Origin of the sequence: Pseudomonas sp. YeP6b, assembly GCF_025642995.1 — a bacterium.
GTDB lineage: Bacteria > Pseudomonadota > Gammaproteobacteria > Pseudomonadales > Pseudomonadaceae > Aquipseudomonas.
The window spans coordinates 3,177,845-3,201,547 of the sequence record NZ_CP080090.1; the positions used below are offsets into that span (position 1 = coordinate 3,177,845).

Sequence of the window (23,703 nt, forward strand, 5' to 3'; positions counted from 1 at the left end):
CCGGCAGGACGCCGGGTTAGCCGCGATGGGCCAAGGATGGCCCATGGCGGCGGCCCACGGTCCAAAGCCGGAGTGAGGGCACACCGAGCCTAGGCGAGGTGCCGAGTGGTGGGGCAAGAGCCCTTTGGTTACTTTTGGGGCTCTTTTCCAAAAGTGACCCGCTGTAAGAGCGGAACCCTAAGCAGCCGTTACCGCAGCAACGGATATGTACTCAACCGACCTAGCTCAACCGTGGCGTCTATCCCACCACTCCAACCCCGTACGCCACACACAAATCCCCAGGAAATAAGCCGACATCACCGACCACAACCCAAACGTCCAAGGATTCGTATTCGGATAATCCACCACCATCAAAAAGCTGCACAGCAACCAAATGGTGGTAACGGCGATATTCAGCGGCATAAACCGCTTAACCCGAAACGGATGCAAAAACTTCATCGGCGTCACAGTCAGCAGCGCCAAGCCAATCACGGTCAGCAACGTTACCCAGGCTTCCGGCTGGATGATATACACGCACAAGGCCACCACGTTCCAGGCCGCGGGAAAGCCGACAAAGTAGTTGTCCTTGCTCTTCATGTTCACATTGCAGAAGCAGAACAACGAAGACACCAGGATCACCGACACCGTGAACAGGTGGGTAAAGTCCGGCAAATCGATATAGCGGTAGATAAACAACGCCGGAATAAACACATACGTCAGGTAATCAATCACCAAGTCCAGCACCGAGCCGTCGAAGCTTGGCAACACCGTGCTGACATTCACCCGTCGCGCCAGGGAGCCGTCAACGCCATCAACCACCAGCGCCAGGCCCAGCCAGAGCAGGCACGCCTTGGGTGAGTTTTCCAGCAGCGCCAAGGTGGCCAGGAAGGCCAGCACCACGCCGGTGGCGGTAAAGCCGTGGGCGCCCCAGGCTTTGAGTCTGGCTACATGCAGGGTCGATATCACGGGCGGTTCTCCAAAAGGTGAAACAGGGCAGCCGACAACGTAACGCCGTCGAGTCTGGCCAGGGGATGCAGGTATCGACCGGGAAGGGGGGGATAAGGTTCACCACCCGGTGTATCACTTAGCGTAGCAAGCGTAGGACGTTTCAGCATCAACCCTGACGGAACACCAGCGCCTTCAAGCCACTTTGTGGGTCGATATCCGGAAATTCAGGCGGATTTTGCAGCCGTTCCACAAAGCGCAGGCCCGGTGCTTCGCGGGTGACGCCGTCGATCAGGAAGTCTTCGCCGAACGCCGGGTCGTTCATGCACGCCAGGACGGTGCCGTGTGGCGTGAGCAAATCCGGCAAGCGGCGCAGCACGCGCTGGTAGTCCTTGGTCAGCAGGAAACTGCCTTTCTGGAAGGACGGCGGGTCGATGATCACCAAGTCATAGGGGCCGCTGTGGGTCACCTTGGCCCAGGATTTGAAAAGGTCGTGGCCCAGGAAGGTGACATTGCCCAGGTCATGACCATTCAAGCGATGGTTATCGCGACCACGGCTGAGGGCGCCGCGGGCCATGTCCAGGTTCACCACATGGTCGGCGCCGCCTTCGATGGCCGCGACCGAGAAGCCGCAGGTATAGGCAAACAGGTTCAGCACGCGTTGGCCCTTGGCCTGCTGGCGCACCCAGTTGCGCCCATAGCGCATATCGAGGAACAGCCCGCTGTTCTGTTTTTTACCCAGGTCGATCAGGTAACGCAGGCCGCCCTCGGTGATGGTCAGCTCATCAACCGCTTCGCCCACCAGCCACTCGGTGGTGCTTTGCGGCAGGTAGCGATGTTGCAGGGCGACGGTATGCGCGCCATGTTGGGCCCAGTCGAACTCAACCAGCAGCTGTTTCAACGCGTCCAGCTGCGTAGCCTCGGGCTCTTTGAACAGCGCGACCAGCACCACGCCTTGCAACCAGTCCACTGTCAGCTGTTCCAGGCCCGGCCAGCAGCGGCCCCGGCCGTGGAACAGGCGCCGGGTTTCAGCGGGCGGGCTGGCCAGGGCGGTGAGCAGGTGGGCGTGCAGGGTGGCGAGTGCGTCTGGGGTCATCGGTTAGCGTCGGTCATTGAGCGGGCGGCATTTTAAACACAGTTGCAACGTCTCGTGTGGCTTGAGCACAACGTGCTGGTAAAAAATGGATTGGCAGTGATTCATGCTCAAAACACTCAAACCTGCGCCTGATAACAGGCAAAAAATCCTCAGGCTCCGACATAAACTGGAAAAAAAGCCCGGAGGTGCCCATGAACGGTTTCGCGAGTGCAGTCAATCACACGGCGTTGGATCAGGTAGAGCAGGACGAATGGCGTGATGCGCTGGCCTCGCTGGTGGCCAGCGCCGGTCCCGAACGGGCGCGGCAGATCCTCGACCTGCTGGCCCGCGAAGGCAGCGCCCCGCACATCGACTGGAAACCCCGCCACGGCACGCCCTACATCAACAGCATCGGTGTTGAGCAACAGCCGGCCTTTCCCGGCGACCTCGCCACCGAAGAGCGCCTGGCGTCGCTGGTGCGTTGGAACGCCCTGGCCATGGTGGTGCGCGCCAATCAGGCGTACGGCGAACTCGGTGGCCATATCGCCAGCTATGCGAGCGCGGCGGATTTGTTCGAAGTGGGCTTCAATCACTTCTTTCGCGCCCGTAACGAAGGTTTTGGCGGCGACCTGGTGTTCTACCAGCCGCATTCCGCGCCGGGCATTTATGCGCGCGCCTACCTGGAAGGCCGCCTGACTGAAAACGACCTGGCGCATTACCGCCAGGAGATCGGCGGGCCAAAAAACGGCGCACGCGGCCTCTCCAGCTACCCGCATCCGTGGTTGATGCCGGACTTCTGGCAGTTCCCCACCGGCTCTATGGGCATCGGCCCGATCAGCTCGATTTTCCAGGCGCGCTTCATGCGCTACCTGCAGCATCGCGATTTGCTCGACACCACCGACCGCCACGTGTGGGGCGTATTCGGCGACGGCGAAATGGACGAGCCGGAAAGCATGTCGGCGCTGACCTTGGCCGCGCGCGAAGGCTTGGACAACCTGACCTGGGTGGTCAACTGTAACCTGCAACGCCTCGACGGTCCGGTGCGCGGCAATGGGCGGATCATCGACGAACTGGAGGCGTTGTTTGCCGGTGCCGGTTGGAACGTGATCAAGCTGGTCTGGGGCTCGGATTGGGACGCCTTGCTTGCCAAGGACAGCGACGGCTCGCTGGTGAACACGCTGTCGCAGACCGTCGACGGGCAATTCCAGACGTTCGCCGCCAAGGACGGCGCCTACAACCGTGAGCACTTCTTCGGCCAAAGCGAGTCACTGGCCAAGCTGGTCGAGGGCATGAGTGATGAGCAAATTGACCGCCTCAAGCGTGGCGGCCACGACATGGTCAAGATCCACGCCGCCTACCACGCCGCGCGCGGGGTCAAAGGCCAGCCGACGGTGATCCTGGCCCAGACCAAAAAGGGCTTCGGCATGGGCGAAGCCGGGCAGGGCAAGATGACTACGCACCAGCAGAAGAAGCTCGATCGCGACGCGCTGATCACCTTTCGCAATCGCTTCCAGTTGCCGCTGTCGGACGCGCAGACTGAGTCGCTGAGTTTCTTCAAACCGGCCGCTGACAGCCTGGAATTGCGCTACCTGCATCAGCGCCGCCACGCGCTGGGCGGTTATGTGCCGAGCCGCAGCCCGCTCGCCGCGCCTGTCGGCGTCCCGCCGGTGACGGGCTACGCCGGTTTCGCCACGGCGGCCGAAGGCAAGGAAATGTCCACCACCATGGCCTTCGTGCGCATGCTCACCCATCTGCTCAAGGACAAGGCGCTGGGCCCGCGCATCGTGCCGATCGTCGCCGATGAGGCGCGCACCTTCGGCATGGCTAACCTGTTCAAGCAGATCGGCATCTATTCCAGCGTCGGCCAGCGTTACGAGCCGGAAGACATCGGCTCGATCCTCAGCTACCGCGAAGCCACCGACGGGCAGATCCTTGAAGAAGGCATCAGCGAAGCCAGCGCCATCAGTTCCTGGGTGGCGGCGGCCACCAGCTATTCGGTGCATGGCCTGCGCATGTTGCCGTTTTACATCTACTACTCGATGTTCGGCTTCCAGCGCGTCGGCGACCTGATCTGGGCCGCCGCCGATCAGCGTGCTCGCGGCTTCCTGCTTGGCGCCACGGCCGGGCGCACCACCTTGGGCGGCGAAGGGTTGCAACATCAGGACGGCAGCAGCCACCTCACCGCCGCCACCGTGCCCAATTGCCGCGCCTACGACCCGGCGTTTGCTGGCGAGTTTGCGGTGATCCTCGACCACGGCATGCGCCAGATGCTCGAACACGATGTGGACGAGTTTTACTACGTGACCCTGATGAACGAAAACTACCCACAGCCGAGCCTGCCCCAAGGCGTGGAAGCGGCAATCATCAAGGGCATGTACCGCCTGCAAGGCGCCGCCGCCGCCCAGGTGCGCTTGCTCGGTTCAGGCACGCTGGTGCGCGAAGCCCAGGCGGCCGCGCAGTTGTTGGCCGATGATTGGCAAGTGGCGAGCGAGGTGTTCAGCGTCACCAGTTTCAGCGAACTGGCCCGGGAGGCGCGGGAAGTGGAGCGATGGAATCGCCTGCACCCGCAAGGCGACAAGCGTTGCAGACATGTGAATGAATGCCTGCCTAAAGGCGCACCGGTGATTGCCGTATCCGACTATGTACGGGCGGTGCCGCAGATGATCGCCTCGTACCTGGATTCCAGCTACACCGTGCTCGGCACCGACGGTTTCGGCCGCAGTGACACGCGGGCGGCATTGCGTGACTTCTTCGAGGTGGACCGGCACCACATCGTGCTGGCGGCGCTCACGGCGTTGGTGGAGCAGGGGCGTTTGGCGCGGGAGGTATGTCAGCAGGCGATTGAGCGCTATGGCTTGCAGACGGAGCGGGCGGGTTCCTGGATGTGCTGAACAACACAAGTCAAATGTGGGCGCTGGCAAGCCAGCGCCCACAGTGTTTTGGGGTGTTTGTTAGAAAGTGGCGATCAGGGCTGGCCCAAATGCCTCTTTCAGAAACCCAGGCGCGATGTACCGCTCGTAATGCGCCTCAGAAAGCAGAAAAAACTCCCGATCAATCGCATCGCGCAAATCGGTCAGGTTGCGCTCACGAAACGCCGGCAGCAACGCCAAGCCATACGCATCCAGCCTGGAAATCACCCGCGCGCCCCGCGCAATCAACTGATACGCCCAGCAATACGGCGACTGGTGCGGCATAAAGCGAATCTTGCGGTCTTCCAGCTGCTGGCGCAGGCGCTGCGGGTCGAGCACTTCCAGCTTGCTCGCCATCACCTGCACCAGTAACTGCTCCAGACGCAACCACACGGCCTGTTTTTCGTCGGCGTTGTAGCCATTCCACTGAATGACTTCATGGTGATAACGCTTGCAGCCCCGACAGACCAGATCACCGTAAACGGTAGAGCAGAGGCCGACGCAGGGGGTCTTGATGGTTTGATTGGGCATAAAAAGTAATGTGCAAAGTCTATAGAACACCACGGACCCAATGTGGGCGCGGGCTTGCTCGCGAATGCGGTGGGTCAGTCACTGGATGCATCGACTGACACACTGTATTCGCGAGCAAGCCCGCGCCCACATTTTTAGATCTATGCCGTGGACTAATCCCAGCTCAACGCGCCGCCAGTTTGATACTCGATCACGCGGGTTTCGAAGAAGTTTTTCTCTTTCTTCAAGTCCATGATCTCGCTCATCCACGGGAACGGGTTGGTGGTGCCCGGGTATTCTTCTTTCAAGCCGATCTGCGACAGACGACGGTTGGCGATGAACTTGAGGTAGTCCTCCATCATTGCCGCGTTCATGCCGAGAACACCGCGCGGCATGGTATCGCGCGCATATTCAATCTCCAGCTGAGTCCCTTGCAGGATCATCTGGGTCGCTTCTTCCTTCATTTCAGCATCCCACAAATGTGGGTTTTCGATTTTGATCTGGTTGATCACATCGATACCGAAGTTCAGGTGCATCGACTCGTCGCGCAGGATGTACTGGAACTGCTCGGCCACGCCGGTCATTTTGTTGCGACGGCCCATGGACAGGATCTGGGTGAAGCCGCAGTAGAAGAAGATGCCTTCCAGGACGCAGTAGTAAGCGACCAGGTTGCGCAGCAGTTCTTTGTCGGTTTCGACGGTGCCGGTTTCGAACTTCGGATCGGAGATCGAACGGGTGTACTTCAGGCCCCAGGCGGCTTTTTTAGCCACCGATGGGATCTCGTGGTACATGTTGAAGATCTCGCCTTCATCCATGGCCAGCGATTCGATGCAGTACTGATAAGCGTGGGTGTGGATCGCTTCTTCGAAGGCCTGGCGCAGGATGTACTGGCGGCACTCCGGGTTGGTGATCAGGCGGTACACGGCCAGCACCAGGTTGTTGGCGACCAACGAATCCGCAGTGGAGAAGAAGCCGAGGTTGCGCATGACGATGCGGCGTTCGTCGTCGGTCAGGCCTTCGGGGTTTTTCCACAGGGCGATGTCGGCGGTCATGTTGACCTCTTGCGGCATCCAGTGGTTGGCGCAGCCGTCGAGGTACTTCTGCCAGGCCCAGTCGTACTTGAACGGCACGAGTTGGTTGAGGTCGGCGCGGCAGTTGATCATGCGCTTTTCGTCAACGGCGACGCGGGCGGCGGAGCCTTCCAGCTCAGCGAGGCCTTCGGCGACGTCGAGTTTGTCCAGGGCGGCCTTGGCACGGATGATCGCGGCGGAGTCGTTGGCAGTCACGTTGCGCGCTTCCAGCGCGGCAGCGGCGCCGGCACCGTCGAGACGGTCCATGTTGGCTTCACTGGCGTGGCCGGCGTTGGCGCCCTTGATCACCGCTGCACCGGTGTCTTCGTTGTCGACTTCATCCCAACTCAGCATTGAAATACTCCTTCCTGATCTGTTCTGACGGCGTGTGAACCCGTCCAAAAATATGCGGTTTGCAGGCTACTAGGCATTGAAATACTGCGCGTAGTGTGGTCGGTAAATACCGATACTGCACACTATGTAGTGGTCTGTTCTGTTTGTGGGCACACTATATGGTGTGTAACAAAGTAGGTCAACGCACAAGGTAGGCGCTCATCGGTCGCTGCCAGGCGGTCATTCGGCTATAAAGCCTGGGTTCACTGGCCACACACGGAAACTCAAGGGGATGAAAAAAAATCTGATCCGCCCAGCCACTCAAGAAGACGCCGAAAGCCTCTTCGCGGTGCATCAAAACGCCGTCGAAAACCTGTGCAATGCCGACTACGGCTTTCGCAAGATCGGCGAGGGTAGGTTCAGCCGTGGCAACCGCCCGGTTTCCATCGAGATCATCAGGATGGAGCGGGCTTTTTAGGAAAGGAAACGCGCGCGGGCTCACGCTGGGTGCTGGGCCAGCGGATCAACAATGAGGGATGACGGCCAAATTGACGACTTGTCCACGACTGGATATGTTGTCTTGCATGAAAAACACCTCGCCCGAAGAAACCACCCTGATCAGCCAGCTCGAACAGATTGCCGAAGGCTTGAGCAAAACCTTCAGCCCATTCTGCGAAGTGGTGCTGCACGACTTGCGCGACCCGCAGCACGCGATCCTGGCCATTCATAACAACCTTTCGGGGCGCCAACCGGGCGACCCGGCGACCGAGCTGGGCCTGGCGCGGATTGCCGACCCGGACTACCCGCAAGTCATCGCCAACTACCAGAATCAATTCGCCGATGGCCGCCAGGTCAAGAGCACGTCGATCGGCATCAAGGACGCCAGCGGCAAGTACGTCGCCGCGTTGTGCATGAACGTCGATCTCTCGTTGTTCCGAGGCTTGCAGGGCATGTTGGAACAGTTTGGTTCAGTCAGTGGCGACACGCCCGGCGAGTCCCTCGAGCCGTCCGGTGCCGACGTGATTCGCGCGCGTATCGACCAGTTCGCCGCGCGCCTGGCGACCACCCCGCGCGCGCTCAAGACGGCGGATCGGCGGCTGCTCCTGCAAGAGCTGAAAGACTCAGGCTGCATGGACATTCGCCGGGCCATGGAGACGGTGGCCTCGCACCTGGGCGTGTCACGCGCAGCGGTCTACACCTACGCCAAGTAGCGCCCCACGGCTTCAACCTCCACCCGATTCATGGCGCCTCGCTGAGCAGCGCGGCATAGCGCTGGATATCGACGTTGCCACCGGTGACGATAATCCCCACGCGTTGGCCCTTGAACTGCTTGCCCAGTTGGCGCAACGCCGCGAGGCCCAGGCAGCCGGTGGGTTCCACCACCATCTTCATGCGCTGCATGAAAAACCGCATGGCATCCACCAACTGCGCGTCGGAGACGGTGAGGATGTCGCTCACCAGGTCCCGAATGATCGGGAAAGTGAAGTTGCCCAGGTGCTGGGTTTGCGCACCGTCGGCGATGGTCGCCGGGGTGTCGATGTGCACGATGCTGCCGGTGCGCAATGAGCGCTGGCCGTCGTTGCCGGCTTCGGGTTCGACACCAAACAGCTGGCAATCCGGTGACAGCGCGTGGGTCGAAAGCGCAGTGCCTGAAAGCATGCCGCCACCGCCCAGGCCGACGAACAGAGCGTCCAAGGGCCCGGTGAACGCCAGCAACTCCTTGGCGGCCGTGCCTTGGCCGGCGAGGATGTGCGGGTGGTCGTAGGGCGGGATCAGGGTCATCCCTTGCTCGTTGGCAAGGCGACGACCGATCGCTTCGCGGTCTTCAGTGAAGCGGTCATACAGCACCACACTGGCGCCATATTCGCGGGTGGCGGCGACCTTGGCGGCCGGCGCATCGGAGGGCATCACAATCGTCGCCGGCATGCCCAGCAAACGCGCCGCCAGGGCAATACCCTGGGCGTGGTTGCCGGAGGAGAACGCCACCACGCCAGCCTTGCGCTGCGGCGCGTCAAACTGCGAAAGGGCATTGAACGCGCCACGAAACTTGAACGAGCCGGTGCGTTGCAGGTTTTCACATTTGATGAAGACTTCAGCGCCGGTTTCGGCGTTGAGGGTGCGCGAGGTGAACACTGGCGTGGGATGCGCGAAGCCCTCCAGGCGCTGGGCGGCGGCGATGACGTCTGGGTAGGTAGGCAATTGCATGCGACGGACCTCGTTTGCGTGTTTGGATAAAATATCCATATCAAGACAAATAGTAAAGTTCCGTTGGGTCATGCTAGCGTTTCGAGCTTCTTTGACTGCTGGAGGGTTCGCCGTTGATCCGACTCACCGACTACATCGCCAACGTTGCCCAGTCACCGTTGGCGCCGTGGGCTGAACTGGCACCTTGGGCGCTGGTGACACAGGCGTCCGCCATTGTTCGTACGTTGCTGGCCGAACTGCCTGCCGATGAGTACATCATTCACGATGAAATCGCCGTGCACCGAACCGCCACCTTAGAACCCGGCGCTTTGCTCAAAGGCCCGCTGATCATCGGTGCCGAGTGTTTCATCGCCAGCGGCGCGCTGCTGCGTGGTGGCTGCTGGGTGGATGCGCACTGCATCATCGGCCCCGGCGCCGAGCTGAAAACGTCGTTTGTGTTCAGTGGCAGCAAGCTGGCGCACTTCAATTTTGTCGGCGATTCGGTGCTCGGCCATGGGATCAATCTGGAGGCCGGCAGCATCGTCGCCAACTACCGCAACGAACGAGAGGACAAGGACGTGCAGGTGCGCATCGACGGGCAATTGCAGCGCACCGGTTGCGACAAATTCGGCGCTTTGCTCGGCGATCAAAGCCGAATCGGCGCCAATGCGGTGCTGGCGCCGGGCGCGGTGTTGGCGCCTGCCAGCGTCATCGGGCGTGGGCAGGTGTTCGACGCGGAGGTGTCTGCATAAACGCAATGTTGAAAAGAGCATGGTGTGTCGGCACGATATTAAATAGAATGAATCTCATTTGAGACTCACTCGCGCCGCGCAGGTCGCTTGCCATGAATGATGCTGTTGTCCCGACCCACGCCGCCGAACACACGCTGTCGAGTTTGTACCGCGACCACCGCAGTTGGCTCGAAAGCTGGCTGCGGCGGCGCCTGGGCAATGCCTGGGATGCGGCGGACCTGAGCCAGGATACCTTCCTGCGGGTGCTGGCCAGTGCCCAGCCGATTGCGCAGATGCAGGAGCCGCGCGCGTACCTGGTGACGGTTGGCAAGCGCCTGCTGGTCAACTTTCATCAGCGGCGTAGCCTTGAGCAGGCTTACTTGAATGCCCTGGCAAACCTGCCGGAAACCTGTGTGCCGTCGCCGGAGCAACGCTGGTTGGTGCTGGAAACCCTGCAAGCGTTGGATGAGATGCTCGACGGTTTGCCGGTACTGGTGCGCCGTGCGTTTCTGTGGAGCCAGCTGGAAGGCCTGGGGTATCGCGAGATCGCCGAACGGCTCGACGTATCCGAGCGCACGGTGAAGCGCTACATGGCGCAGGCCTACGAACACTGTTTACTGGTGGAGTTGTGAGCCGCGATGTCGCGCGTGCCGCCGCCCAGTGGCTGGCCTTGCTGGAGTCGGGCGCGGCCACCGAGCGTGACCACGCAGCGTTGCAGCAGTGGCGCGACAGCCATCCCCACCACGAACAGACCTGGCAGAAAGCCCAATCCCTGCGCCAGCGTTTCAGCGACTTGCCACACGCATTGGCGATGGCCAGCCTCGACCGCTCGCAACCGGGGCGACGCGCAATCCTCAAGCGTGCCTTGGGGGTTGCCGCGTTGGTGCCGACGGCCTGGCTGATCAGCCGCCAGTTGCCCATCGACGCGTGGCGGGCCGATTTGCATACCGCCACGGGCGAGCGCAAACGCCTGCCGTTGGCCGATGGCAGCAGCTTGCAACTCAACACCGCCACGGCGGTGGATGTCGATCTTGCACAGCGGCGCGTCACCTTGGTGGACGGTGAACTGGCGGTGAATGTGCCGGGCGCAGCGTTGATGAGCGTGCAAACCCGCTACGGCGACGTTGAAGTCAGCCAGGCCGAGGTGTGTGTGCGGCAGCTGGCGGCCGGTTGCCTGGTGTCGGTGCTCAAAGGGGCGGTGCAAGTGCGTGACCTGCAAGGGCAAGTGGCGACGCTAAGCCGTGGTCAGCAAGCCCCCTTGGAGGCCCACGGGCTTGGCGCCTGGGCGCCGTTTGATGTGCTGCAACTGGGCTGGCGGGACGGTGTGTTGACCGCTCAGAACCAGCCGCTGGGGGATTTTCTGCGCGAATTGGAGCGTTATCGCCCAGGTGTGTTGCGCTGGGACCCGAGCCTGGAAACGTTGCGGGTTACGGGAAGCTTTCGCTTGGATGACACCGACCGCATCCTGACGCTGCTGTCCCAGACGCTGGGGTTTGAGGTGCGCGCGCGGACGCGGTATTGGGTGACGCTGAGCCGCACACTGGCTTAACGAGTTGTTGTGGCGGGCGGCCTAGATCACATGCGCCCGCTGCAACTCGGTCAGGCACAGCGCCTTGAGCCGAGCCAGTAACGGGTCGCGCCGGTCCCGTGGGTGAGGCAGGTCCACCGCCAGCTCTTGGCGGATGCTGCTCGGCCGATTATCCATCACCAGCACTCGGTCACTCAGGTACAGCGCCTCGTCCACGTCATGGGTCACCAGCAATAACGCAATGGCATGGTGCTCGGCCAGTTGCAGCAGCAAGTCCTGCAGTTTCATGCGGGTGAAGGCATCCACCGCGCTGAACGGCTCGTCCAGCAGTAACACCTGCGGGCGCGAATACAGGCCGCGTGCGATCGCCACCCGTTGCGCCATGCCGCCGGACAACGCCTTGGGCAGTGCCTGGGCGAAGCCCTTCAGACCGACTTCCTCGATCAACTGGGTAACCCAGGCTGGGTCATAGTGGTCGTCATCACTGAAGCCGATGTTTTGCTCCACCGTCAGCCAGGGCATCAGCCGCGGTTCCTGGAACACAAAGGCCACTTCGCCTTCGGGGCTGCGCAGCTGGCCTTGAAAGTCCTTTTCCAGCCCGGCGACGATGCGCAGCAATGTGCTTTTGCCGCAGCCGCTTGGCCCCAGCAGGCTCACGGTTTCGCGCGGCTGTAAGGCCAGGTGCACGTTGGTCAGCACGGTGGTGCTGGCGAAGCTTTTACGCTCCACGCGAATATCCAATAAAGGCTGCATGCTCATTGCTGCGCACCTTGGCCGTTGAACGTGTCACGCCAAGCCAGGCAGCGTTTCTCCAAGGCGGCGAGTACGCCATCACTGACTTTACCGAGCAGCGCCAACACGATGATTGCTGCCAGCACGATGTCCGGCCGCGAGGTTTCGCGCCCATCACTGAGCAAATAGCCCAAGCCCTTGGTGGCCGCGATCAATTCGGCCGCCACCAGGAACATCCACGCCAGGCTCAGGCCGCTGCGCAAACCGGTAAACAGGCCGGGCAGGGCGGCGGGCAACAGAATCCGCCGCACCAGACGGCGCCGGTTGAAGCCGTACATTTGCCCGACTTCCACCAGCTTGCGGTCGATATCGCGAATCGCCGCGACGCCATTGAGGTACACCGGGAAAAACGCACCTATCGCAATCAGCACAATTTTCGAGGTTTCATCGATGCCCAGCCATAGCAGCAACAGCGGCACCCAGGCCAGGCTCGGGATTGAGCGCAGCCCGGCAAATGTCGGTTCCAGATAGGCCTCGGCTTCACGGCTCAAACCCACCCAGGCGGCGAACACCAGGGCCAGGCCGGCGCCGATGGCGAAGCCCGCCAGCACCCGCAACGGGCTGGCGCTGATGTGTTTCCATAACGCGCCTTCAGCCAGGTCAGTGAGGGTTACGGCGATCTCGCTGGGCGCCGGCATCTGGTACGACGGCAGCCAGCCGATACGCACCACCACCTCCAGCACCAGCAGGATCAGCACCGGCAACGTCAGGCCTTTGAGCCGCCGTGGCCAGGCACTGCGGTGAATGACCACCGGCGCCACAAGCGGCACGGTTTGGGTTTTGCTGGTCATCACGCGCCCCTTACTGCTTCGCCAAGGTCTGGCCGAACGAGGTATCGATCAACTGGTCGATCACCTGGTCCACATTCACCCCGCGGCGGACCAACTCCTCGGACACCAGGATCGGCGCGGCGGCCTTGGATGACACTGCATCTTTGTCGGTCAGCAACGGTGCGCTGAGGTCGGTGCGCGACAGTTGCAGCTTGGCCACTTCCAGCGGCAGGCCGGATTCGTCGGCGAGCAGTTTGGCGAATTCATCCGGGTGTTTCACCGCCCAGTCGCGGGCTTTTTCATAGGCGCCGAGCACTTTGCTGATGGTCTGTGAGTGCGCCTTGGCGTACTGCTCGGTGACGCTGATCACGCCGTAGCTGTTGAAGTCTTTGTTGCGGTACAACAGGCGCGAACCCGCCTGGATTTCGCTGGCGGCCATGTGCGGGTCGAGGCCGGCCCAGGCGTCCACGTCACCTTTCTCCAGCGCGGTGCGGCCGTCCGGGTGTTGCAGGTGCACCAACTCGACATCGTCTTTTTTCAGCCCAGCGTGCTGCAGGCTGCGCAGGGTGAACAGGTACGGGTCGGTGCCTTTGGTGGCGGCGATTTTCTTGCCTTTGAGGTCTGTCACGCTTTTGAAGGGTGAGTCTTTGCGAACAACCAAAGCCGTCCACTCGGCCCGGCTGTAGACATACACCGATTTGATTGGGCTGCCATTTGCGCGGCTCAAAACGGCTGACAAACTGGCGGAGGAGGCGAAGTCGACGCCGCCGCTGTTGAGGTATTCCAGGGAACGGTTGCTGCCCTGGCTTAGGACCCAGCCGACTTTGGTGTGCGGTAAGGCTTGTTCCAGCCAGCCGAAATGCTTGAGCACCAGGCTGACCGGTGAGTAGTAGGCATAATCCAAGTTGACGTGCGCGGGATCGGTATCGGCAGCGAAGGCCTGTGGTTGCAGGCACAGGGTGAGGGCGCAGGCGCCCAGTAAGCGTTGGGTGAAGGGTTTCATGGAACAGCTCCGGGCAAGGCGATGAGAGAAGGCTTTTTTTATATTCAGAAAATTGAAATGGCATGTTCCATCATGCTTTGTCGGCTTTCTTTGATCGGAGCAGATGCAGTCTCTGTGCCATTGAGTTCGCAGGCGTATTTGCTAGGGGTTGAGCAGCGATTGCTGTGATGGGAGCGGGCAGTTTGTTGATCAGCTGTTGCCAGGTGAACAGTTGTCATATACCTATATCGAATAAATAAAGAGTTATTTATTCCTTTTAATGGTCGTTTGGATAGCGCATTTTGAGGGCCTGCGCATTCGTGCGGATTGACCCAACAGCCAAAAGGAAAGCCGACATGACTATTAAAGCGATCAACGTGCGCAATCAGTTCAAGGGCGTGATCAAGGAGATCCTGCTGGGCGAAGTGGTGTCCGAGATCGACGTGCAAACCGCGTCCGGCATTGTCACCTCAGTGATTACCACCCGCTCGGTGCGTGACCTGGAATTGAAAGTGGGCAGCGAAGTGATTGCCTTTGTGAAGTCGACCGAAGTGTCGATTGCCAAGCTGTAAACCCTGAATTCGTCTGGCAGCACCGCAATGTTCTGCTTTTCTGTGGGAGCTGGCTTGCCTGCGATGGCATCCACGCGTTATGCCTGATACACCGAGGTGTCTGCATCGCAGGCAAGCCAGCTCCCACATTGATAGATGCCAGCCTAATGGGCCTCAGTTGAGGCCGAACATTTTCGACGTTGTGAATTGAAGCCTAGCGGTGACGCAGTGCACGTTCCATGCGCTGCACACCTTCTTCGAGCATCGCCCGTGGGCAGCCAAAGTTCAGGCGTACGAACTGCTGGCTGTCATCGCCGAATTCAATCCCCGCACTCAAGCCGACCTTGGCCTGTTCCAGGAAGAATTGCTGTGGGTCATCCAGGCCCAGCGCGCTGCAATCGAGCCACGCCAGGTAGGTGCCTTGCGGCGCATGCATCACCACGCCGGGCAGACGGGTTTGCACGGCATTGTGCAAGTAGTCGCGGTTGCCTTGCAGGTACTGCACCAGCGCGTCCAGCCATTCCCCGCACTGGCTGTAGGCGGCGCGAGTGGCTTCCAGGCCCAAGGGGCTTACGCTGTCGACCATGCCGCAGCGCGCGTTGTTAAACCGCTCGCGCACCTCGGCGTTTTGCACCACCGCGAAGCAAGTCTTTAAACCCGCCACGTTGTAGGCTTTGCTCGCCGACATCAGGGTGATGGTGCGTTGGGCAATTTCCTCGCTGAGGCTGGCGGTGGGAATGTGGCGGCGGCCGTCGAAGCACAGTTCGGCGTGGATTTCGTCGCTGATGATCAGCGTGCCGTTTTCCAGGCAGGCGTTGGCCACAGCCAGTAGTTCTTCGCGCGGGAAGACCTTGCCGATAGGGTTGTGCGGGTTGCTCAATAGCAGCGCACCGGCACCGTTCAGCGCTTGGCGCATGGCTGGCAACGGCGTCGCGTACTCACCGTTGGCCCACTCAAACGGCACCTCGATACGCGGCAGGTTCCAGTGGCCCGGCGCCAGCCGAATCGGCCGATAGTTGGGGGTTTGCAGCACCACCGGCTGGCCCGGCTGCACGAACGCGTGCAGGGCCATGTTGAAGCCCGGCTCCACGCCCGGCAGGAACAACAGCGCTTCGGGCTGTACGCGCCAGGCGTATTTGTTCCAGAGGTCGGCAACGATGGCTTCGCGTACGTCCGGCCCGGCGACGCTGTAGCCCAGGATTTGTTGGTCGAGGCGATCATGCAGGGCTTGCAGTACGGCAGGTGGCGCGGCGATATCCATGTCGGCGATCCACATCGGCAAGACGTCTTGCGGGTAACGGTTCCACTTGGTGCTGCCGGTGCCGAAGCGAGGGTGGATCGTGTCGAAATCAAAGCTCATGGGGGGCTCGTGTCAGGAAAGCAGGCGCAAGAATGGCGCTGATTCTAGCGCCATTATTTTTATAGGCCAGAGCTGATTGTTGCAGACAGCTGCCGGTGTGCCTGTTCCATGGTTCGGCTGACCGTTTCTTCACCGCGCACCCTCGCGCCGAAGTAGACGAAACCCAGGCGGCGGACCTTGGGCCTCGAACTTTTGTGGGCGCTGTTTTTGTTTTAAAGAGGTCACCAGAAGAAGGCGCAGATAAATCCGATAGTTACCCGTGGAGTGAGTTTGTATGTTCGCCTGATCAGGACTCACGCTGACAAGGATGACGGGCCTATAGATGTATACACGGAACTACACACGGAACTATCCATGCAACTATTGTCTTCGCTTGCTAATCCGTTTTTACCGGCCATCGCACCTGACCAGAGCGTCGCCTCGGTGCCTGACCAGCCCGCTGTAACTGCTCACACTCGGTCACGCAGGGATACGGCTAATGTGACGGATACCGGCCAAACACCGAAGCCTAAAAAGATCAAGGACGCTGAAGTACCCAAGCACTTTATAAAAAAATCAGTGATACCAAAGTGGGGCCTGCGCACAGCGAATTTATGCAGGGCTTTAACCGGCCCTCTGCTGTAGTGATCCCCGGTTACTCTGACAAGATGAGCGCCTTGGCGCTGATGAGGTTGGCGCTGAGTCCGTCGATAACGCCAGAACAAGTCGGGGCATTAACCCGTCTCAATGAGCAACGTTTTATCAACACGTCTCATGACCACTCGCGCGTGTTCTCGAAGGAGTTGTCGGGCAGCGGCGTGAAGGTCACACCCATGCCTCAAGGTTATTACCTCTCTGTGATCAACCAATTAAGCGAGGGCGAATGTGCAGGGATTTCACATCTGTTGTCGCTGGCCGTGAGAGAGGGCAAACAGCATATTTTTCTGGGTAATATTTATCAGGCCCTTGCCTACCCCGACAAGCCTGAGTCACAAGTTTTTTTTCGTAGGCTTGCCGAGGTGCAGTTGTCGTTTGAACCGAATGGTGCGCATGACCCTACAACCTCGAAGGATGTCCCCTATACGGCAATTGCACCCGAACTGACTGATTCGCCTACGACAAAAACGATGTTGATCAGCAGTTCCGGGCATCGCATAACTGCCGGTGTCATCGTGGGGCCTGATAAAGAGCGAACGTATTACTTCAGTGATCCGAACGGTGCTTTTATCGAGTTTTCTTCCAAGGAGGCTTTTGACGAAGGGTTAAAGAAGGTATTTACCAGTGCCAGGCTGAAGGGGTTTAACAAGCCGATTAATGACAATTCTTTTCGGCCTCAGTATCAAATGAGTGTATTCAATCCCCATTATATTCGTCAGGGTGCCCCCACCTTGAGCGACATTAGATTTATGTATGACGCTCCTTTGGCCGGTCTCGATGACGTAAAGGTGATTGATGCCTCTGTCGTGCCGACGCCGAGGGAATTTGGCATCAGGGCGCCGGCCCCCGCAGGTGCGCCTTTGGCGGATTATCAAAAGGTGTCAAAGGGCCTGGAAAAACTGCATGAGTCCAAGGGAATGTCGCAGTTTCATGACACGGTAAGTGTCTTGGAGGCCGCCCGACAATTTACAGCTCACCATCCAGACTCTTCCCTCGTAAAGGATATGAAGATACTTGAGCAAACGTTGCTCAACGTGATCAATGAGGCGGCTGCGCCTGTTGGGTATCCCTATGCCTTCGAGCGTATGGAGAAACAGCGGGCCGATCTGCCCCAGCGTGAGTTAGGTGCAGTAACCAAGTCTCAGGTTAAGGTCTTGCAGGGTGTAGAAGTTGATCTGCACAGTCATATCAAGGCTGACCCCGACATGTTCAAAGTCGTGATTGATGCGGTGGATGCTGCGCTATTGAAACTTAGCCAACACGACCCGCAAACCTTCCAGGCGGTGGGGCGGGAGATCAAAGTGATCATTGCCAGCCCCGGTGATCAGGCGCAAACGCAGCTGCGCATAACCGACACAAAGCCCACCTTGATTATCGGTGACGATTTTTTCACCTACGGCGAGCGTGGCGACTCCGTTGCCGATCGAGTAGGCATTTTTGCCGGACACATGGGCGATCCGCCCTTAGCGAATAAGCAAGCTGCATCGCTCGCGGGCCTGTTTGGCACGCTGGGCTATTACAAAGCGGACCCCAAAGGTTTTCTCGAGGTCATTAACAATAAACAAACGTTCCAACCCGCTGGGCCCACGCTCAGTGCACGTGCCGGCAGAAACCAGCTGGAGTTTGTGACGCAAGCCTTCACCGCGCGGCTCTACGATGGGTCGCTTGATAAGCGTACCACGGCCGAACTTGACAGGATTTTCGCGCCAACTGGCAGCGCCGTAGGGCCTGAGCCAGTATTAACGCCGCCACCCGCATCAGGTACTGGGTCCACGCCTGTGCGCAGAGACGGCTCTTTGCGTCCCGGCACCGCCCCTAAGCCGAGAACCCCCGTCGCACCTTCCATTTACGCACCACCGCCGCTGACGCTTGCGCACGTCAATGAGGCAGTACTGCTGCGCCTGCAAAAACTCGATGATGCCAGGCCATTGATCAACGTGGGTGAAAAACAATTCAGTCGCGTCGAACTGTACAAAATGGGGTACAGCATCAATGGCAAGCCGGTGGAAAATCCATTGGTCGGCGATCCGGAGGGTCGCAAGTTAGCGGGCGCAATGCACCTGGATTATCCGAGCTTCCAGGCGTATCTCAAGTGGGGTGGTGACGATGTCAGAGCCTCTGATGTGTTTACTGAGATCGCCTCCCAGCGCAGTGTGAACGCGCCACCCATGATCAACAGTGGCGACGCAAGTGCCATGTTTGAGACCCTGCAAACATCCGCCCGTGACATGTCGAGACAGGCTGCTGAAATCCGCGAGATGCAGCGCAACAACAAGCCGCTCCCCGCGGATTTCTTTTCCCCGGGATCTCCCGATAAACCAGGCGCGGCGAACACCGCGGGTCTCGGGTTTCAGGCTTTCAGTACCTTTCAAGGGGTACGCAGTGCCATCGACAGTTTCAATCGTGGTGATACCACGGCGGGCGCCATAAGCCTCGGTGCCGTGGCGGCTGACTATGCCGGCATGGGGCTAGAGGCTGGCCTGAACAACGTGGCGCAGAAGGCGGTCAGCAAGGCTGCGCCCACCATACTCAGCTTCCAGACCGCCACTATCGGCAAAATGATCGGCAAAGTCGCGGGTACCGCCGGTACGGTGTTCAGCGCGCCTTTTGATGTGGTCAATGCTGTTGATTCGTTCAAAAAAGCCGGTCAAAGCACGGGCAAGGAAGCTCAGGATCACTACGTTAATGGCGCCTTTTCAGTCGCCAATGCTGCCACCTCGATTGCCTTGACCGCCGCTTATCTGGCGGGCTTTAGTGCAGCCGGGCCGGCAGGGCTGATTGTGGCGGGGGTCTTGATGAGCGCCCAGGCGATTTACTCGGCAGTGCGTACCGTAGAGAACATAAATGAACATACTCCGCTGACGGGGCAGCAGAAGTTTTCGCTCGGTACGAAGGCGTTCCTGGGCTTTGAACCGGGGTTTGACGTTATGAAGCCCTTTTTGGAAGCGAAGATACCCAAGGAGCACGAAGCAGCGGAGCGGGAGCGCTTTAAAAAATTTCTGGAGGGGCCAGGCAAGGACCTTTTTGAGCGTGTTGTATTCGGCTCTGTGAAGGTTGAGGTCACGCAGATTCCGGGGAGTGTTGGGCTTACAGGGCAGCATTGGTGGGCCCCCATTACCTATCTGCTGAACCTGATCAAAGTGGATGGCACCGTCACGAACGTCAAAACCCAGGGAGGAAACGATCGTATTAACGCGCCTCCGGAGTCCTGGAACGGCAAGTTGGTGCCTCCTGTGGAAGGCGTTGGCGGGGAGAAAAAAGCCACGCTCTGGGACTTGGGCGACGGTGATGACACGGTGTCAGGCGTGCAGACCAAACCCAATTATTTTTCGTTGGGCGGTGGCAAAAAACTGATGAGCGGAGGGGAGGCCGACGATACGGTCATCTTCACCGCCGATGCGCGCCAGACATTGGAGCAAGCCAGGCAAGTTCGGGAGGCCGGAGCGAACGGCGTCAGGGAAAAGGGTTCCGAGTTCTGGGGGGGTGACGGCAGAAACACACTGATCTTTTCCGGCGAACTGAACACTAAATACACGGTCGTTCGCGAGCCTCAGACAGCCACCTATCTGGGGCATGTCATTGACTTCAAAACCGGTACGATTGCGGTCAATACCCCTGACTCGAACACTCACGGCGCGGCGCCCGTTGCGCGCTTTCATTCATTTTCCAATGCTGCCACGGTTGAAAATGGGGAAAGTTTTGTCCAGGGCGATGATCAGAGCAATATGCTGACGCTCAATGGCAAGAACGACACGGTTTTAACCGGTAAAGGCGCGAACGTCATTGTGATCAATGGTGGCGCCAGCGTCGTCGGGCAGGGTGATGCCAATACCTACATCATTAACAAGGCCCCGCGGCCCGTGACCATCAATGACCCGGCCGACAGCGTCGTCAGGCTGGATTACAGCGCCGCTCAAGTCCGCGATTGGGGCGTTACGCGCGAAGGGGATCTGGTCGCAACATTGAACGGCGATGTACCCGGAAAGACTCGACTGTTGACGATCAAGAATGCCTATCCCGATGGCTCGACAGCGGATAACGTCCGGCTGAAATTCATCACTGACGACGGCGTGATGATGATGATCAATGCCCCGCGCAAAGCGGGCTCATCCAACCGTGTTGTACAAGTGAGCAGTATGAAGGTTGGGGGTGGCAAGCCTGAAGCTTAAGGTCGGGCGGGCGCAATAATGGCGCTGACCCCAGCGCTATTATTGTTATAGGCCAGAGCTGATGGTTTCGTGCAGCTGCCGGCGTGCCTGTTCCACGGCGCGACTGACCGCTTCTGCACCGCGCACCATCGCGCCCAGGTAGACAAAACCCACCGTGCGGATGCCCACCGTCGACAGGATGGCGGTCATGTAGGGCGTGAGAAAATCCGGCTCATGCCCTTTGCGTGCATTGCCCGAGCTGACCAGCACAAACGTACGCCGGTCCTTGAGCAGGCCAACCTTTTCGAACTGTGCATTCACCGTGAAACTGCGTTCAATGCGCACCACATGATCGATCCAGCCCTTGAGCGCCGCGGGTACGGTGAAATTGTGCACCGGGGTGCAGAGGACGAGCAGGTCGCAGGCTTCCAGCTCAACGATCAACTGTTCCGACAGCGCCGTGGCGCTGCCGCTCAAACCGCCTGGGGTGGTAAGTGCATTGGCGTATTCGCGGGTCAGCGGCGGCAGCGCCCGGGCGCCGTAGTCGCGCTCGGTGACGTGGGCATCGGGCACCTGCTCGTTGAGCAGGGCGCGTGCCAGCTTGAAGGTCTGCGCGGCCTTGCCGTGGGGGCTGAAACTGAGCAGCAGGGCGCGGGTCATTGGCTCAAATCCTGGGAAAAGTGCATCCCCAGCGGCAGCAAGCCCTGGCGGAAATAGAAACGCTGGGCCAAGGCCTTGTGCATGCCGGTATCCAGCACCAGGTAGCGGTAGCCGCGTGCGCGGGTTTCTTCACGGACCCGGTCAAGCAGTTGCTCGCCCAGGCGCCGACGCTGCAAGGCGGCGTCCACGACCAGGTCATCGACGTAGATAAAACGCCCGTACAGGGTGTTTTCCGTCAGGCGATAGCCGACCAAACCGATCACCTTGCCCTGTTCACGGGCGGCCAGCAGGTGATAGCCGTTTTGCTGTTGGCGCTGGATTTGTTCGGCGAACGCTGCTGCGTCAGTCAAGTGCGGGCGCAGTTGCTGCATCACCGCAAAGCTTTCGATGCATTCAGCCTGGGTTTGCATGGGCACGAATTCGACGTGTTCATTCATAGCTGAGGTTCTCCAGATGAGCCTTGATCGCGGCGGGTACTTTGCGAAAGCTGATGGCGACGCGGTTCAAGGCGTTCATCAGTGAAATCGCCAGGGTCAGGTCGGCGATTTCTTTTTCGTTGAAAACCGCCGCTGCCTCGGCGTAATCGGCATCCGGCACCTGGGTTTGCGCCACTTGAGTGACGATCTCGGCCCAGGCCAGTGCTGCGCTTTCACGTGGCGTGAACAGCGGTAATGCCTCGCGCCAGGCGGCCAGTAGCATGATTTTTTCCAGGCTCACGCCTTGCTTGAGCAAGTCGCGGGAGTGGGAGTCCAGGCAATAGGCGCAGCCGTTGAGTTGTGAGACCCGCAGGTACACCAGGTCGATCAATTCTTTCTCCAGGCCGCAGCCGTGGATGTAACTGTGCACCGAGCCCAGTGCTTTGTAGCCGGCAGGCGCGGCGAAGGCGTAATCGAGGCGGTGGTTCATGGGCGATCCTTGTTTGTTGAATAAGGTTTACTGATAAGGGATGCGCCATTTTCGGCGGCGGCACGGCTGCCCAACAGGGGCATGATTGGACAAGTGGGTTGGGACATGATCAGACTCGGCGTTGTCTATCTGCCGAGCCTGCCTGCGATGTCACCACTGCCCAAATACCAGGAAATCTACCGACGCTTTCGCCTGGCCATCGACCAGGGCCAACTTGGCCCGGGTGATCGGGTGCCGTCGGTGCGCAGCCTCGCCCTGGAACTCAACGTGGCGCGGGGGACGGTGGAGGCGGCGTATCAGTTGCTGGTCAGCGAGGGCTTTTTCGAGGCGCGTGGGCAGGCCGGCACCGTGATTGCTGGGGCTTTGCCGCAGGTGCCCGTGAAGCCGCAGCCTGTGGTGCCGTCGACTGCACCGGGGCCGAGGCCACTGCAAATGGGCCTGCCGGCGCTGGATGCGTTCCCGCGCAAGCTGTGGGCGCGGCTGGTCACTCAACAAGTGCGTCGCACTGATGCCGATAGCCTGGCGATGGGCGACGTACGTGGCGCCCTGGCCTTGCGCGTGGCGATTGCCAACTACCTTGCGCTGTACCGGGGCGTGGAGTGCACGCCGCAGCAGGTGTTCGTGTGCGCGGGGTATGCGGGGTGTTTGACGCTGTTGTGCGATGCGCTGCAGATGACGGGGCCGCGTTGCTGGTTTGAAGACCCGGGGTATTTGCATGCGCGGCGGTTGTTGGTTCATCAAGGCGTGGAACTGGTGCCGGTGCCGGTGGATGGTGAGGGGTTGGAGGTTGAGCGTGGGATGCAAAGGGATCGGCAGGCGCGGTTGGCAATTGTGACGCCGGCGCATCAGAGCCCGCTGGGTGTGGCGTTGAGTCCGGCGCGGCGCCAGGCTTTGCTGGGGTGGGCGCGGGAGCAGGGGAGTTGGGTGGTTGAGGATGATTACGACAGTGAGTTTCGCTACCGGGGGCAGCCGTTGGCGGCGCTCAAGAGTCAGGATGTAGGGGATCGGGTGATCTATGCCGGGAGCTTCAGCAAGATGCTGTTTCCGGGGTTGCGGTTGGGGTATTGGGTGGTGCCCGCTTCTTTGGTGGAGGCGTTTGGGCGTAGTGCTGAGAGGTTGCAGCAGCGTAGTGCGCAGTTGTTGCAACTGACGGCGGCGGATTTTTTGGAGCAGGGGCATTTTACTCGGCATCTGAAGACGATGCGGCAGTTGTATGCGCAGCGCCGGGGGTTGTTGGTGGAGGCGCTGGAGGTGCATTGCTCGGGGTTTTTGCGGGTGGATGAGCAGGCTGGGGGGGTTAACCTGCTGGCGCGGTTGTTGGTCTCGGTGCCGGATCATGTTGTTGCCGAGGCGGCTGATCGTGCGGGTTTGGCTGTTCATGCATTGTCGGGCTGGATGCTGGATGCTGGATGCTGGAGCCGGGGCGGGAGCAGGGGGTGGTGATGGGGTTTACGAATGTGGTGACGGCTCGAGATGCGGCGGATCTGGCGATGGTTTTGCACAGGGTTATTGCGCAGTGTCTATCCGTTGCTTCGATAACGACGGCTTAGGGTTCCACTCTTACGGCGGGTCACTTTTGGCCAACGCCCGGATCGCCGCACCGCTGCGATGCAGGCACCTCGGTCTATCAGGCA

20 protein-coding genes and 1 pseudogene are annotated in these 23,703 nt (G+C 60.1%); 9 read left to right on the top strand and 12 right to left on the bottom strand.

The genetic code is table 11. From position 1 onward, the window contains the following. Window positions 1–225: 225 nt before the first annotated feature. Both pcsA and KZH41_RS14220 read right to left on the bottom strand, forming a co-directional pair. Complete coding sequence (pcsA, locus tag KZH41_RS14215) at window positions 226–945, bottom strand: phosphatidylcholine synthase (protein WP_094953839.1); 720 nt, start codon at window positions 943–945, stop codon at window positions 226–228. A 148-nt stretch (window positions 946–1,093) separates the two neighbouring features. Next, the gene (locus KZH41_RS14220) at window positions 1,094–2,020 is read right to left on the bottom strand and encodes a class I SAM-dependent methyltransferase (RefSeq protein WP_094953838.1); all 927 of its coding nucleotides are present in this window, start codon (window positions 2,018–2,020) and stop codon (window positions 1,094–1,096) included. Between the two features lie 191 nt (window positions 2,021–2,211). On the opposite strand from KZH41_RS14220, the gene mdeB reads away from it, so the two are divergent. Further along, on the top strand, window positions 2,212–4,890 hold the full coding sequence (mdeB, locus tag KZH41_RS14225; protein WP_263275036.1) for an alpha-ketoglutarate dehydrogenase: 2,679 nt from the start codon (window positions 2,212–2,214) through the stop codon (window positions 4,888–4,890). A gap of 60 nt (window positions 4,891–4,950) precedes the next feature. Here mdeB and KZH41_RS14230 read toward each other — a convergent pair whose 3' ends face one another. Both KZH41_RS14230 and KZH41_RS14235 read right to left on the bottom strand, forming a co-directional pair. Continuing rightward, the gene (locus KZH41_RS14230; RefSeq protein WP_094953836.1) at window positions 4,951–5,439 is read right to left on the bottom strand and encodes a DUF1289 domain-containing protein; all 489 of its coding nucleotides are present in this window, start codon (window positions 5,437–5,439) and stop codon (window positions 4,951–4,953) included. Window positions 5,440–5,591: 152 nt separating this feature from the next. After that, entirely contained in the window at window positions 5,592–6,842 is a 1,251-nt protein-coding gene (locus tag KZH41_RS14235; protein WP_005788524.1) for a ribonucleotide-diphosphate reductase subunit beta, read from the bottom strand. Between the two features lie 271 nt (window positions 6,843–7,113). On the opposite strand from KZH41_RS14235, the gene KZH41_RS14240 reads away from it, so the two are divergent. After that, window positions 7,114–7,299, top strand: a complete 186-nt coding sequence (locus KZH41_RS14240; RefSeq protein WP_242155918.1) for a hypothetical protein — start codon at window positions 7,114–7,116, stop codon at window positions 7,297–7,299. Between the two features lie 106 nt (window positions 7,300–7,405). After that, window positions 7,406–8,032, top strand: coding sequence for a transcriptional regulator (locus KZH41_RS14245; RefSeq protein ID WP_263275037.1), 627 nt, complete (start codon window positions 7,406–7,408; stop codon window positions 8,030–8,032). Window positions 8,033–8,060: 28 nt separating this feature from the next. Here KZH41_RS14245 and KZH41_RS14250 read toward each other — a convergent pair whose 3' ends face one another. Beyond that, window positions 8,061–9,026 carry a threo-3-hydroxy-L-aspartate ammonia-lyase gene (locus KZH41_RS14250; RefSeq protein WP_094953598.1) on the bottom strand — a complete coding sequence of 322 codons (966 nt, stop codon included), beginning with the start codon at window positions 9,024–9,026 and terminating at the stop codon, window positions 8,061–8,063. A 113-nt stretch (window positions 9,027–9,139) separates the two neighbouring features. Here KZH41_RS14250 and KZH41_RS14255 point away from each other — a divergent pair, with 113 nt between their 5' ends. The 3 genes from KZH41_RS14255 to KZH41_RS14265 all read left to right on the top strand — a co-directional run bounded on the left by KZH41_RS14255 (window position 9,140) and on the right by KZH41_RS14265 (window position 11,285). Continuing rightward, window positions 9,140–9,757, top strand: coding sequence for an LpxA family transferase (locus KZH41_RS14255; protein ID WP_263275038.1), 618 nt, complete (start codon window positions 9,140–9,142; stop codon window positions 9,755–9,757). A 92-nt stretch (window positions 9,758–9,849) separates the two neighbouring features. Next, on the top strand, window positions 9,850–10,368 hold the full coding sequence (locus KZH41_RS14260; protein ID WP_094953596.1) for a sigma-70 family RNA polymerase sigma factor: 519 nt from the start codon (window positions 9,850–9,852) through the stop codon (window positions 10,366–10,368). Then, the gene (locus tag KZH41_RS14265; RefSeq protein ID WP_094953595.1) at window positions 10,365–11,285 is read left to right on the top strand and encodes a FecR domain-containing protein; all 921 of its coding nucleotides are present in this window, start codon (window positions 10,365–10,367) and stop codon (window positions 11,283–11,285) included. The genes KZH41_RS14260 and KZH41_RS14265 overlap by 4 nt, the downstream gene beginning before the upstream one ends. A gap of 21 nt (window positions 11,286–11,306) precedes the next feature. Here the strand turns inward: KZH41_RS14265 and KZH41_RS14270 are convergent, their stop codons facing one another. Genes KZH41_RS14270 through KZH41_RS14280 form a run of 3 tightly spaced genes read right to left on the bottom strand, consistent with a single transcriptional unit; the run spans window position 11,307 to window position 13,829 of the window. After that, window positions 11,307–12,023 (bottom strand): ABC transporter ATP-binding protein, encoded by a 717-nt coding sequence (locus KZH41_RS14270; RefSeq protein ID WP_094953594.1) that lies wholly within the window; start codon window positions 12,021–12,023, stop codon window positions 11,307–11,309. Next, window positions 12,020–12,847, bottom strand: a complete 828-nt coding sequence (locus KZH41_RS14275; RefSeq protein ID WP_094953593.1) for an ABC transporter permease — start codon at window positions 12,845–12,847, stop codon at window positions 12,020–12,022. Before KZH41_RS14275 ends, KZH41_RS14270 begins: the two co-directional genes overlap by 4 nt. Window positions 12,848–12,857: 10 nt before the next feature. Next, window positions 12,858–13,829 carry an aliphatic sulfonate ABC transporter substrate-binding protein gene (locus KZH41_RS14280; RefSeq protein WP_094953592.1) on the bottom strand — a complete coding sequence of 324 codons (972 nt, stop codon included), beginning with the start codon at window positions 13,827–13,829 and terminating at the stop codon, window positions 12,858–12,860. Between the two features lie 335 nt (window positions 13,830–14,164). Here KZH41_RS14280 and KZH41_RS14285 point away from each other — a divergent pair, with 335 nt between their 5' ends. Further along, window positions 14,165–14,380 (top strand): TOBE domain-containing protein, encoded by a 216-nt coding sequence (locus KZH41_RS14285; protein ID WP_003173733.1) that lies wholly within the window; start codon window positions 14,165–14,167, stop codon window positions 14,378–14,380. Window positions 14,381–14,573: 193 nt separating this feature from the next. Here the strand turns inward: KZH41_RS14285 and KZH41_RS14290 are convergent, their stop codons facing one another. After that, window positions 14,574–15,719 carry a MalY/PatB family protein gene (locus KZH41_RS14290; protein WP_094953591.1) on the bottom strand — a complete coding sequence of 382 codons (1,146 nt, stop codon included), beginning with the start codon at window positions 15,717–15,719 and terminating at the stop codon, window positions 14,574–14,576. Between the two features lie 593 nt (window positions 15,720–16,312). Between KZH41_RS14290 and KZH41_RS14295 the strand changes: the two genes are divergently transcribed. Continuing rightward, a complete protein-coding gene (locus KZH41_RS14295) occupies window positions 16,313–20,524 on the top strand; it encodes a hypothetical protein (protein ID WP_263275039.1) in 4,212 nt (1,403 codons plus the stop codon). A gap of 45 nt (window positions 20,525–20,569) precedes the next feature. Here the strand turns inward: KZH41_RS14295 and KZH41_RS14300 are convergent, their stop codons facing one another. From KZH41_RS14300 to KZH41_RS14310, 3 genes are read right to left on the bottom strand one after another with little or no spacing between them, the layout of a single operon-like run. Next, complete coding sequence (locus KZH41_RS14300) at window positions 20,570–21,163, bottom strand: FMN-dependent NADH-azoreductase (RefSeq protein WP_094952480.1); 594 nt, start codon at window positions 21,161–21,163, stop codon at window positions 20,570–20,572. Beyond that, the gene (locus KZH41_RS14305) at window positions 21,160–21,600 is read right to left on the bottom strand and encodes a GNAT family N-acetyltransferase (RefSeq protein WP_094952479.1); all 441 of its coding nucleotides are present in this window, start codon (window positions 21,598–21,600) and stop codon (window positions 21,160–21,162) included. Before KZH41_RS14305 ends, KZH41_RS14300 begins: the two co-directional genes overlap by 4 nt. After that, window positions 21,593–22,069 carry a carboxymuconolactone decarboxylase family protein gene (locus KZH41_RS14310; protein ID WP_263275040.1) on the bottom strand — a complete coding sequence of 159 codons (477 nt, stop codon included), beginning with the start codon at window positions 22,067–22,069 and terminating at the stop codon, window positions 21,593–21,595. Before KZH41_RS14310 ends, KZH41_RS14305 begins: the two co-directional genes overlap by 8 nt. Before the next feature lie 147 nt (window positions 22,070–22,216). Here KZH41_RS14310 and KZH41_RS14315 point away from each other — a divergent pair. After that, window positions 22,217–23,619 (top strand): annotated as a pseudogene (locus KZH41_RS14315) (PLP-dependent aminotransferase family protein). Window positions 23,620–23,703 lie beyond the last annotated feature (84 nt).